This window comes from Pseudomonas sp. A125, assembly GCF_055409485.1.
Genome location: NZ_JBUZVP010000007.1, coordinates 153,393 through 165,954 on the forward strand (window position 1 = coordinate 153,393; position 12,562 = coordinate 165,954).

10 protein-coding genes are annotated in these 12,562 nt (G+C 61.3%); 7 read left to right on the forward strand and 3 right to left on the reverse strand.

The genetic code is table 11. From position 1 onward, the window contains the following. The first annotated feature begins 102 nt into the window (after positions 1-102). Entirely contained in the window at positions 103-1,047 is a 945-nt protein-coding gene (locus ACZRN6_RS11885; RefSeq protein ID WP_464008012.1) for a GlxA family transcriptional regulator, read from the forward strand. 137 nt (positions 1,048-1,184) lie between these two features. Here the strand turns inward: ACZRN6_RS11885 and ACZRN6_RS11890 are convergent, their stop codons facing one another. Both ACZRN6_RS11890 and ACZRN6_RS11895 read right to left on the reverse strand, forming a co-directional pair. Continuing rightward, positions 1,185-1,601 carry a DUF3010 family protein gene (locus tag ACZRN6_RS11890; protein WP_322148030.1) on the reverse strand — a complete coding sequence of 139 codons (417 nt, stop codon included), beginning with the start codon at positions 1,599-1,601 and terminating at the stop codon, positions 1,185-1,187. A gap of 40 nt (positions 1,602-1,641) precedes the next feature. Further along, on the reverse strand, positions 1,642-2,043 hold the full coding sequence (locus ACZRN6_RS11895; RefSeq protein WP_322148029.1) for a lysozyme inhibitor LprI family protein: 402 nt from the start codon (positions 2,041-2,043) through the stop codon (positions 1,642-1,644). Positions 2,044-2,262: 219 nt separating this feature from the next. Between ACZRN6_RS11895 and ACZRN6_RS11900 the strand changes: the two genes are divergently transcribed. The 6 genes from ACZRN6_RS11900 to etfB all read left to right on the forward strand — a co-directional run bounded on the left by ACZRN6_RS11900 (position 2,263) and on the right by etfB (position 10,142). Beyond that, positions 2,263-3,240, forward strand: coding sequence for a dipeptidase (locus ACZRN6_RS11900; RefSeq protein ID WP_010207105.1), 978 nt, complete (start codon positions 2,263-2,265; stop codon positions 3,238-3,240). Between the two features lie 165 nt (positions 3,241-3,405). Beyond that, positions 3,406-3,936, forward strand: coding sequence for a 4-vinyl reductase (locus ACZRN6_RS11905; protein WP_322148026.1), 531 nt, complete (start codon positions 3,406-3,408; stop codon positions 3,934-3,936). 15 nt (positions 3,937-3,951) lie between these two features. Beyond that, a complete protein-coding gene (gene dgcA / locus ACZRN6_RS11910) occupies positions 3,952-6,012 on the forward strand; it encodes a dimethylglycine demethylation protein DgcA (protein ID WP_177087071.1) in 2,061 nt (686 codons plus the stop codon). 185 nt (positions 6,013-6,197) lie between these two features. Further along, the gene (gene dgcB / locus ACZRN6_RS11915; protein WP_464008013.1) at positions 6,198-8,138 is read left to right on the forward strand and encodes a dimethylglycine demethylation protein DgcB; all 1,941 of its coding nucleotides are present in this window, start codon (positions 6,198-6,200) and stop codon (positions 8,136-8,138) included. Continuing rightward, on the forward strand, positions 8,138-9,358 hold the full coding sequence (etfA, locus tag ACZRN6_RS11920) for an electron transfer flavoprotein subunit alpha (protein WP_464008014.1): 1,221 nt from the start codon (positions 8,138-8,140) through the stop codon (positions 9,356-9,358). Before dgcB ends, etfA begins: the two co-directional genes overlap by 1 nt. A gap of 10 nt (positions 9,359-9,368) precedes the next feature. Further along, complete coding sequence (etfB, locus tag ACZRN6_RS11925) at positions 9,369-10,142, forward strand: electron transfer flavoprotein subunit beta (RefSeq protein WP_322148023.1); 774 nt, start codon at positions 9,369-9,371, stop codon at positions 10,140-10,142. A gap of 863 nt (positions 10,143-11,005) precedes the next feature. Here the strand turns inward: etfB and gbcA are convergent. After that, positions 11,006-12,301, reverse strand: coding sequence for a glycine-betaine demethylase subunit GbcA (gbcA, locus tag ACZRN6_RS11930; RefSeq protein WP_322148022.1), 1,296 nt, complete (start codon positions 12,299-12,301; stop codon positions 11,006-11,008). Between the last annotated feature and the right edge of the window lie 261 nt (positions 12,302-12,562).

Consider the following 12,562-nt stretch of genomic DNA (forward strand, 5'->3'; position numbering starts at 1 on the left):
CGGCGGCGACCCGCTCTTGCACTGCAGCGACCTGCCCCCTTGAATGACCGATTGAACTGGCGTATCACAGTGACCACGCTGCCCGTCCTACGAGAGCGCTCCATGTCCCAGGATTTCTACTTTCTGCTGATGCCGGGCTTCTCCGCCATCGGCTTTATCTCGGCGATTGAACCGCTGCGGGTTGCCAATCGCTTTCGTGGCGAGTTGTATCGCTGGCACGTGTTGAGTGCCGACGGCGGCGCGGTACTGGCGAGCAACGGCATGTCGGTCAACGCCGACGCGGCGCTGGAGCCATTGAAGAAGGGCGCGACCTTATTGGTGGTCGCAGGCTTCGAACCGCTGAAGTTCGCAACGCCCACACTCGAACACTGGCTGCGCCGTCTCGACCATGACGGCGTGACCCTGGGCGCCATCGATACCGGCGCTTGCGTGCTCGCCGAAGCAGGCCTGCTCGACGGCCACCGCCTGACCTTGCACTGGGAAGCCATCGACGCCTTCAAGGAATCTTATCCACAGCTGACGGTGACCCAGGAGCTGTTCGAGATCGACCGCCGACGCATCACCTCGGCGGGCGGCACCGCGTCCATCGACCTGATGCTCGACCTGATCAGCCAGGCTCACGGGCCGGAGTTGGCGATTCAGGTGTCCGAACAGTTTGTGCTCGGCCGCATCCGCCCGCGCAAAGACCACCAGCGCATGCAGATCGCCACACGCTACGGCATCAACAACAAAAAGTTGGTGCAGGTGATTGGCGAGATGGAACAGCACACCGAACCGCCGTTGAGCACGCTGGCGCTGGCGGAGGCGATCAGGGTCACGCGGCGGCAGTTGGAGCGCTTGTTTCGGCTGCACCTGAACGATACACCGAGCAATTTCTACCTGGGCTTGCGTCTGGAGAAAGCCCGGCAGTTACTGCGCCAGAGTGATTTGAGCGTGCTGGAGGTGAGTATCGCGTGCGGGTTTGAGTCGCCGTCGTATTTCACCCGCAGTTACCGGGCAAGGTTCGCCAAGTGCCCAAGGGAAGATCGGCGCCGGGAAGCGGTATGAACACCGCTCTTGAGAACAGCGAAGATTAAATGTGGGAGCTGGCTTGCCTGCGATAGCGGTGTTTCAGTGCCAGATGTACTGGCTGATACACCGCTATCGCAGGCAAGCCAGCTCCCACAGTAGATATGGGGTGTGGCTTATTTCTTCAGCAGGGCTGAACACGCGGCCTTGTAAGCCTCATGCTGATACTTGTTCAGCGTCGCAGGCAACGCAAAGTCGTGTTTCTTGTTCTGCGCATTGATGGTCTGCGGCGACAGCAGCGTCACTTCAACACCCTCCAGCAACTGAAACACACCTTCAATCTTGAACGTAGTCGGGCCACCGGCGAATTCGCCTTTCTTGCTGCGCTTCTTGATGGCGACGTGAGTGATGGAGTTTTCACGCACGAACGCGCTGACCTGAGCGGCGAAGGCCTTGACGTTGGCCGCCTCATCATCGTCTTCAAGGGAGATTTTCTTGGTGGCCAGAGCGACGTGGCCCAATGCTTGAGCGTCGAGCGAGGCGACAGCAATAATGGCTTCACTGCCTTTGATTTCGATGCCGCAGATAGTCATGAATAGCCTTGTTTCAGAGGGAAAAGGGGTGGATTGTGGCTTATTCCTGCCCAATCGACTCTAAAAACTCCGACCGTTCATCACTCATTCGCGCCAGGCAGTCGTTTTGCTGGATCGCATATTCCTTGCTTCCCGCCACTGCCGGGAAGGTATCCACGGCGCAATCGGCGTCCCGCAGCTTTTCCCACTTCTGCTGGGCATCCTTCAGACGAGCGGTAATGTCTGCCAGCTGCGTCTTGTTGCTGCCATAGGTCGAACCCATGCGTTCCAGCAGCCCCTGGTAGTTATCCTTGAGCAGTTGCTCGGCGGTGGTTTTGTTGTAGCTGGCGCATTCCAGGGTTTGCTTGTCGTTCTCGATGCCATCGCAAGGCGTGTTGTCGGTGTCTTCAGCCGCGTGCACGCCGGTTGCGATGAGTGCCAAAGCCAGGAAAATCGATTTCATTGCGCCGTCTCATATCAGTTGATCAGCAAATTCTGGCTCAAGCGTAAGACAAATAACAGACGCCCGTCAGAGATGTCATGTTGGCCTTTGTCGTGGATTGACGCTTTCGGCAATTCCCTTGTCGTTTTTGCACCCGGCTCCTTCCGTCCCGGGGCATATGCTGGCCCCAAAGCGCCGGCAGACGATTCGGCGCATGAATCGCCAATAAGGGGACGCCTGATGAGCCCAGCCGAATTGCACGCCGACAGCATCGTTATCGACGGGCTGATCATTGCCAAGTGGAACCGCGACCTGTTCGAAGACATGCGCAAGGGTGGCCTCACCGCTGCCAACTGCACCGTGTCGGTATGGGAAGGGTTCCAGGCCACCATTAACAACATCGTGGCCAGCCAGACCCTGATCCGCGAGAACAGCGACCTGGTGATCCCGGTGAAAACCACCGCCGATATCCGCAAAGCCAAGGAACAGGGCAAGACCGGCATCATCTTCGGCTTCCAGAACGCCCATGCGTTTGAAGACCAGCTTGGCTATGTCGAGATCTTCAAGCAGCTCGGGGTGGGCGTGGTGCAGATGTGCTACAACACCCAGAACCTGGTGGGCACCGGTTGCTACGAACGTGATGGCGGCCTGTCGGGCTTCGGTCGCGAGATCGTCGCCGAGATGAACCGCGTCGGCATCATGTGCGACCTGTCCCACGTAGGCTCCAAGACTTCCGAAGAAGTCATCCTGGAATCGAAAAAACCGGTGTGCTACTCCCACTGTCTGCCGTCGGGCCTTAAAGAACACCCGCGCAACAAGTCCGATGAAGAACTGAAGTTCATTGCCGACCACGGCGGCTTTGTCGGCGTGACCATGTTCGCGCCGTTCCTGGCCAAGGGCATCGACTCCACCATCGATGACTACGCCGAAGCCATCGAATACACCATGAACATCGTCGGCGAAGACGCCATCGGCATCGGCACCGACTTTACCCAGGGCCATGGCCAGGATTTCTTTGAAATGCTGACCCACGACAAGGGCTATGCCCGCCGCCTGACCAGCTTCGGCAAGATCATCAACCCGCTGGGCATCCGCACCGTGGGCGAGTTCCCCAACCTCACCGAGACCCTGCTCAAGCGTGGCCATCCTGAGCGCGTGGTACGCAAGATCATGGGCGAGAACTGGGTCAACGTCCTGAAGGACGTCTGGGGCGAATAAGCCAACCGCTAAACAATGATGCCCCGTAGCAGCTGTCGAGCCCCAGCGAGGCTGCGTCAGGCGCGACTCGGTTCCAGATCAGCGGCGCGTCCGACGCAGCCTCGCTGGGGCTCGACAGCTGCTACCGGGCCAACAACACAACGAATTTTCCGGAGTTAAGTTTCCATGGCCAAGATCGCCCCGCAATTGCCTATCGAAGTCGACAGCGAAACCGGTGTCTGGACCTCCGACGCCCTGCCGATGCTGTACGTGCCGCGCCATTTCTTCGTCAACAACCACATGGGTATCGAAGAAGTCCTGGGCAGCGAGGCCTACGCCGAAATCCTCTACAAGGCCGGCTATAAATCCGCCTGGCACTGGTGTGAAAAAGAAGCGGAATGTCATGGGCTGGAAGGCGTCGCGGTGTTCGAACACTATATGAAGCGCCTGTCGCAGCGTGGCTGGGGCCTGTTCAAGATCCAGGACATTGACCTCGACAAAGGCACCGCCAGCGTCAAGCTCGAACACTCGGCATTCGTCTACGTGTACGGCAAGGTCGGGCGCAAGGTCGACTACATGTTCACCGGCTGGTTTGCCGGCGCGCTGGACCAGATCCTCGAAGCCCGCGGCAGCAAGCTGCGCACGGTGGCCGAGCAAGTCTACGGCGGCTCCGAAGAGGGCCACGACGACGGCCTGTTCACCGTCAAGCCGTTGTAAGTCGAGGACCCTGCCATGGCTTTCGAAGCAATGTTTGCGCCGATCCAGATCGGCAAACTGACCATCCGCAACCGCGTGCTCAGTACCGCCCACGCCGAGGTGTATGCCACCGACGGCGGCATGACCACCGACCGCTATGTGAAGTATTACGAAGAGAAAGCCAAGGGCGGGATCGGCCTGGCGATCTGCGGCGGTTCTTCCAGTGTGGCCATCGACAGCCCCCAAGGCTGGTGGAAGTCGGTGAACCTGGCGGATGACCGGATCATCCCGCACTTTCAGAACCTGGCCGATGCCATGCACAAGCATGGTGCCAAGATCATGATCCAGATTACCCACATGGGCCGTCGCTCGCGCTGGGATGGCGAGCATTGGCCTACGTTGCTGTCGCCCTCGGGCATCCGTGAGCCGGTGCACCGTGCCACCTGCAAGACCATTGAGCCGGAAGAAATCTGGCGGGTGATCGGCAACTACGCCAGCGCTGCGGCACGCGCCAAGGCCGGTGGCCTGGACGGTGTGGAACTGTCGGCGGTGCACCAGCACATGATCGACCAGTTCTGGAGCCCACGGGTTAACAAACGTACCGACGAATGGGGCGGCAGCTTCGAAAACCGCATGCGTTTCGGCCTTGAGGTGTTGAAGGCGGTACGCAAGGAAGTCGGCCCGGATTTCTGCGTCGGCATCCGTTTGTGCGGCGATGAATTCCACCCGGACGGCCTGTCCCACGAGGACATGAAACAGATCGCCAAGTACTACGATGACACCGGCATGCTCGACTTCATCGGCGTGGTCGGCTCGGGGTGCGACACCCACAACACCCTGGCCAACGTTATTCCGAACATGAGTTATCCACCGGAGCCGTTCCTGCATTTGGCGGCCGGTATCAAGGAAGTGGTCAAGGCCCCGGTGCTGCACGCGCAGAACATCAAGGACCCGAACCAGGCCACGCGCATCCTGGAAGGCGGTTACGTGGACATGGTCGGCATGACCCGCGCCCACATCGCCGACCCGCACCTGATCGCCAAGATCAAGATGGGCCAGATCGACCAGATCAAACAGTGCGTCGGCGCCAACTACTGCATCGACCGCCAGTACCAAGGGCTGGACGTGCTGTGCATCCAGAACGCCGCCACTTCCCGTGAATACATGGGCGTGCCGCACATCATCGAGAAGTCCACCGGGCCCAAGCGCAAAGTTGTGGTGGTGGGTGCCGGCCCGGCCGGGATGGAGGCGGCGCGGGTTGCCGCAGAACGTGGCCACGACGTGACGCTGTTCGAGAAAAAAGAATTTATCGGCGGGCAAATCACTACCGCGTCGAAAGCCCCGCAGCGTGACCAGATTGCCGGGATCACCCGCTGGTTCCAGCTGGAACTGGCACGCCTGAACGTCGACCTGCGCCTGGGCGTGGCGGCGGACGCGGCGACCATCCTCGACCTGCGCCCGGACGTGGTGGTGCTGGCGGTGGGCGGTCATCCGTTCCTGGAACAGAACGAACACTGGGGCGCGGCAGAAGGCCTGGTGGTCAGCAGTTGGGACGTGCTCGACGGCAAAGTAGCGCCGGGCAAAAACGTACTGGTGTACGACACCATCTGCGAGTTCACCGGCATGTCGGTGGCGGACTTCCTGGCAGACAAGGGCAGCCAGGTCGAGATCGTCACCGACGACATCAAGCCTGGCGTGGCCATCGGCGGTACGTCGTTCCCGACTTACTACCGCAGCATGTACCCCAAGGAAGTGATCATGACCGGCGACATGATGCTGGAAAAGGTCTACCGCGAAGGCGACAAGCTGGTGGCGGTGCTGGAGAACGAATACACCGGAGCCAAAGAGGAACGGGTGGTGGACCAGGTGGTGGTCGAGAACGGCGTGCGTCCGGACGAAGAGATCTACTACGGGCTCAAGGAAGGTTCGCGCAACAAGGGCCAGATGGACATCGAAGCCCTGTTCGCGATCAAGCCGCAGCCGTGCCTGAGCGAACCGGGTGAAGGGTACTTGCTGTTCCGCATTGGTGACTGTGTGGCCCAGCGTAATACCCACGCCGCCATCTACGACGCCCTGCGCCTGTGCAAGGATTTCTGACCCGACACTGAACCAATGTGGAAACCGATCAATGTGGGAGCCGGCTTTCTGTGGGAGCCGGGCTTGCCCGCGATGCAGGCGACTCGGTGTGTCAGTTACACCGAGGTGATGCTATCGCAGGCAAGCCAGCTCCCACATTGATCCGGTTCCCATGTAAGACCTGTGTGGTCTTTGGGAGCTTCACCATGCTGAACACCCTGCTTCCCATCCTGCTGTTCGCCGCCCTGGGCCTTGCGGTCCTCGGCGCCTTGCGCCGGGTGAACATGTGGCGCCGTGGCCGTGCTTCCAAGGTCGACCTGCTTGGCGGCCTGTTGGCCATGCCCAAGCGCTACATGGTCGACCTGCACCATGTGGTCGCCCGTGACAAATACATCGCCAACACCCACGTCGCCACCGCGCTGGGCTTTGTGCTCTCGGCGCTGCTGGCGATTCTGGTGCACGGTTTCGGCCTGCATAACCGCATCCTCGGCTACGCCTTGCTGCTGGCCTCGGTGCTGATGTTTGTCGGCGCCACGTTCGTCTACCTGCGCCGTCGCAACCCACCTGCGCGCCTGTCAAAAGGCCCGTGGATGCGCCTGCCGAAAAGCCTGATGGCGTTTTCGGTGAGCTTCTTCCTGGTGACCTTGCCGGTGGCCGGGATTCTGCCGGCGGACTTCGGTGGCTGGCTGCTCGCCGCCTTGCTCGGCCTGGGCGTGTTGTGGGGCGTGTCCGAAATGTTCTTCGGCATGACCTGGGGCGGCCCGATGAAACACGCCTTTGCCGGCGCCTTGCACCTGGCCTGGCACCGCCGCGCCGAGCGCTTCGGCGGTGGCCGTTCCACCGGCCTCAAACCCCTGGACCTGGCTGACAAAACCGCACCCTTGGGCGTGGAAAAACCGGTGGACTTCACCTGGAACCAACTGCTCGGCTTCGACGCCTGCGTGCAATGCGGCAAGTGCGAAGCAGCGTGCCCGGCGTTCGCCGCCGGCCAGCCGCTGAACCCGAAAAAACTGATCCAGGACATGGTGGTCGGCCTGGCCGGTGGCACCGACGCCAAGTTCGCCGGGAGCGCCTATCCCGGCAAACCGATCGGCGAACACAGCGGCAACCCGCACCAGCCGATCGTCAACGGCCTGGTGGACCCTGAAACCCTGTGGTCCTGCACCACCTGTCGCGCCTGTGTGGAAGAGTGCCCGATGATGATCGAGCACGTGGACGCCATCGTCGACATGCGCCGCCACCTCACGCTGGAAAAAGGCGCAACCCCGAACAAGGGTGCCGAAGTCCTGGAAAACCTGATCGCCACCGACAACCCGGGCGGCTTTGCGCCGGGCGGGCGGATGAACTGGGCAGCGGACTTGAGCCTGCCGTTGCTCAGTGACAAAAAAACCGTGGATGTGCTGTTCTGGGTCGGCGACGGCGCGTTCGACATGCGCAACCAACGCACCCTGCGCTCGTTCGTCAAAGTGCTGAAAGCGGCGAAGGTCGACTTCGCCGTATTGGGCCTGGAAGAGCGCGACAGCGGCGACGTGGCCCGGCGCCTGGGGGATGAAGCGACTTTCCAGATGCTCGCTTCACGCAATATCCAGACCCTGGCCAAATACCGCTTCAAGCGCATCGTCACCTGCGACCCCCACAGTTTCCACGTGCTGAAAAACGAATACGGCGCCTTCGGTGGCGACTACCTCGTGCAGCACCACAGCACCTACATGGCCGAGCTGATCGACGCCGGCGCCCTGAACCTGGTCCAGCACAAAGGCAACAGCGTGACCTATCACGACCCGTGCTACCTGGGCCGCTACAACGGCGAGTACGAGGCACCACGCCAAGTGCTGCGGGCGCTGGGCATCGAGGTCAAGGAAATGCAACGCTCGGGCTTTCGCTCACGCTGCTGCGGCGGCGGTGGCGGCGCGCCGATTACCGACATTCCCGGCAAGCAGCGGATCCCCGACATGCGCATGGAAGACATCCGCGAGACCGGCGCCGAGCTGGTGGCCGTGGGTTGCCCACAGTGCACGGCGATGCTGGAAGGCGTGGTCGAACCGCGCCCATTGATCAAAGACATTGCCGAGCTGGTGGCTGACGCCTTGCTCGAAGACGCCACCCCGGCCAAAACCGTGAAACGCGAACCTGCGAAGGTGCATTGATGAGCGACATTACTCGCCGCGACCCGCGGGCCGAATGGATCGCCCGTAACCGCCTGCACCCGCTGCACGCGGCGATGCAGCCGGTGCAACAGAGCTGGATGGGGCCTAACGGTGTTATCCGCAAGAACGTGCACGGTGTCGGTTTTATCGGCCCCAATGGCATCAAGCGAATTGACCGCAGCGGCGCGCAGCAGGGCGGTGCGGCCAAGCGTTCGGCGGCGGTGCAAGTGCAATTGCCGCTGCATCAGGTACCGGCGCCCGCGTTCTACATCAACGTAGTACCGGACATGGTCGGCGGGCGCCTGAGCAGCCACGACCGCGACTTGCTCGGCCTGGCCCGGCAATTGGCCGGCGACGACGGTGCGGTACTCGCCGTGGTGTTCGGCGAGCACAAGGAAAACGCCTTCGCCACCGCCGGTGTGGACCGGTTGCTGGTGCTGGACGGTCACGAATTCGACGGTTATTCCCCGGAGCAACGGGTTCACGGTCTGCGGGCTGTGGATAACCAGTTCAACCCACGCCATTGGTTGCTGCCGGACAGCCGCAGCGGTGGCGGCGAATTGGGCCGGCGCTTTGCCGCGAGCCTCAAGGAGCGCCCGGCCACGCGGGTCTGGCAGATCAAGGGCCAGGAATGTATTGGCCGCGCAGGTGCCGGCCAGGAAGACCTCGCCCGGCCATTGCCACGGATGATTCTGGCGGCGGTGGAATGCGCCGAGCCCGTCAGCGAAACCCGCCATGAAGTGCTGCCGGTGGAGTTATCCACAGGCCTGCCGCGCAGCTTGCCGCGCATCGAGGATTTGGGCGCGGTGGCGGTGGACCCGGCGGCGATTCCCATGGCCGAGGCCGAGTTTATTTTCTCGGGCGGCAACGGCGTCAAGGACTGGGCACTGTTCCACCAGACCGCTGCTGCGTTGGGCGCTACAGAAGGCGCCTCGCGGGTGGCGGTGGACGACGGCTTCATGGCCCGTGACCGTCAGGTCGGCGCCAGCGGCACCTGGGTCACCGCACGGGTTTATGTGGCGGTGGGGATTTCCGGGGCGATCCAGCACCTGCAAGGCATTGGTGCCTGCGACAAGGTGGTGGCGATCAACCTCGACCCGGGCTGCGACATGATCAAGCGTGCCGACCTGTCGGTGATCGGCGAAAGTGCCGCGATTCTGCAAGCCTTGATCGTTGCGGTCGAGGCCTACCGCCACGGCGCCAAGCGCGATGCGGCTTAAGGAAATGGCCATGACCACGACGAATGTAATCAGCCTGGTGTCCATCGGCGCCCACCCGACTTCGGGCCGCCCACGCCGCGCCGAGCAGGACGCACGTGCAGTTGAGCTGGGCCTGCAGCTCGCTGGGGACAGCCTGCAAGTGCTGCATGCCGGCGACATTGCCGAACCCACCTTGCGCGCTTACCTGGGCATGGGCTTGCCCCAGCTTCATGTGCTTGAACAGCCAGCGGGCGCGGATGCCTTGCCGGTGCTCAGTGACTATCTGCGGGACGCTGGCGCCCAAGTGGTGCTCACCGGCAGCCAGGCGGAAACCGGCGAAGGCTCGGGGATGTTGCCGTTCCTGCTGGCCGAGCAACTGGGCTGGCCGCTGATCGTTGGCCTGGCCCAGGTGGAGTCCATCGAAGGCGGCGTGGCCCATGTGCTGCAAGCGCTGCCACGTGGGCAGCGACGGCGCCTGAAGGTGCGCCTGCCATTCCTGGCCACGGTGGATAACGCGGCGCCCAAGCCAAGGCAAAGCGCCTACGGCCCGGCCCAGCGCGGGGTGCTGGAAGCCCACGACGTTGAGGTGCTGGAGGATGAGTTATTCACAGGCGCTGTGTTACAGCCGGCCAAGCCACGGCCCAAGCGCCTCAAGGTGATCAAGGCCAAGAGCGGCGCGGATCGGATGAAGGCCGCAACGGCCAAGGCCAGCGGTGGCGGTGGGCAAGTGCTCAAGGGTGTGAGCCCGGAAGACGGCGCCCAAGCCATTCTCAAGCTGCTCATAGAAGAAGGTGTAGTGCGCTGATCCACTGTGGGAGCGGGCTTGCCCGCGATGAGGCCATCACAAGCGACATCCCTGTTGGCTGATACACCGCCATCGCGGGCAAGCCCGGCTCCTACAGGGTTTTGTGGCGTTTGCGAGTTTACCCACAATCCCTGTTAACCCACCTGTGGATAACCTGTTCGCGGCTGTCCACAGCCCATGCAAATCAAGCCCTGCAGCGCGCTGTACGAAAAACAACCAACCTAACTGGCGGTTTTTCCTTGGGTTTTTCTGTGGATAAGGACGTGCCCGGCGCAAACTTGCCCCCAAAGTCTGTTGGTGCTTCTGTGGATAAGATGTTCGCTATCCGCTGTGGGCCATATAAGACGTGGTCTTCAGCGTATTGGTTAAAACGTGATCAATCTCGGCTTTTCAGCTTGTTTTCACGCTCAAGGCCGCGATTTTGCTCAGTTTCAGGCGGTTTTCCACAGACAGCCCAAAGTTGCCCCCAAAGTCTGTTGGCGCTTCTGTGGATAAGGTGTTTGCGTTGCTCTGTAGGCCATATAGAACGTGGCCTTCAGGCGTTAGATCAAAAAACGATCAATGTGCAATAAAACCCGTCTCTTTGAATAAGTCACGGATTTTCTTGGTTTTATTTCAGAACGAAAGCGCAGTTGCCCACAATTGCTGTGGGTGGCTCTGTGGATAAGTTGTTGGGCGATGGCTGGAAGTAAGGCGGGCAGCGGTCTGTCAGGGTGTTGGATGAATTTTGTACAGTCACAAACCCGTGTGGGAGCCGGGCTTGCCCGCGATGACGGAGTAACAGCCAACAGTGGGGTTGAATGTTAAATCGCTATCGCGGGCAAGCCCGGCTCCCACATTTTGCTCGGCGGCGTGTCAGCCGGTTACTCGTGTACGGCGACGCCTTTGAGGTACGGCGCCGGCGCCGCCCCCAAGTTACTTAGCATCCGCTCGCTGTACCAGTCCACAAAGTTCACTACGCCAAACTCATAGGTTTGGGAGTACGGCCCTGGCTGATACGCGGTGGAGTTGATGCCGCGTTGGTTCTCTTCGGCCAGGCGACGGTCCTGGTCGTTGGTGGCGTCCCACACTTTGCGCATGCGCTCGACGTCGTAGTCCACACCTTCCACGGCGTCCTTGTGCACGATCCACTTGGTGGTGACCATGGTTTCCTGGGCGCTGATCGGCCATACGGTGAACACGATGATGTGATCGCCCATGCAGTGGTTCCACGAGTGCGGCAGGTGCAGGATGCGCATCGAGCCCAGGTCGGGGTTCTTGATGCGGCCCATCAGCTTGTTGCAGCCTTGCTTGCCGTCGAGGGTCATCGACACGGTGCCCTTGAGCAACGGCATGCGCACGATGCGGTTGCGCAGGCCGAAACTGGCGTGGGCGTAAGGAATCTTCTCGGCGTCCCACGCGGCGGCGGAAGCGGCCACGTGGTCCTTGAAGGCCTGGTCGGCGCGCGGGTCGGTGACGTCGTCCCATTCCAGCAGGGTTTTCAGCAGTTCCGGGTGCGACGCGTTGCAGTGGTAGCACTCACGGTTGTTTTCCAGCACCAACTTCCAGTTGGCTTTTTCAAACAAGGTGGTGCTGATCGCCACCTTGGTGTTCTCCATGTCGTACGGTTCCATGTAGTGGCTCAGGGTCGACAGGAAGTCGTCAATGGCCGGCGGGTTCTGTGAAAGGCTGATAAAAATGTAGCCGCCAGCGGTCTTCACGTTCACCGGCTTGAGGCCGTACTGCTTCATGTCGAAGTCGGCGCCCATCTCGGTGCCGGCGAACAGCAGGCGGCCGTCGAGTTCATACGTCCACTGGTGGTAATGGCACACCAGCTTGGCGACCTTGCCCTTGTCGCTGGTGCACAAGCGCGAACCGCGGTGGCGGCACACGTTATGGAACGCGTGCACCACGCCATCGGCGCCACGGATCACGATGATCGGGTTCTTGCCCACTTGCAGGGTGATGTAGTTGCCCTTGGTGGGGATCTCGCACGTCATGCCGGCGATCAACCACTCTTTCTGGAAAATTTCCTGCATGTCGATATCGAACAGCCGCTCATCAGAGTAAAACGGCTGCGGCAGCGAAAACGTACGCTCGCGCTCTTGCAGCATTTGCGCGGTGGCCTTGCGTGCGGGTTCCAGCGGATCGCCCAAGCTTAAGGTTGCGGTGACGTCCATCGTGTGTGTCCTCATGGCCATTCTGTGTGGCCGGCGAATAGTGGCTACGGTTGGTGCTATGCAAGGCGTAAAGAAAGCGTCTTTATGCGAAGCGAGTGTGGGGCCGGCGCAGGCCGGAACCTTATCCATGAGCGACATGGCCCACTCTGTTCCCGACGCGCAACCCCCGTGGTATGGGGGCTGGTCGCGATAAGTATGTGAATGTCGCAGATAGGTAAATGGCAGGTGAGCGCGTTACGCAGAATCGCCACCATAAGGCCG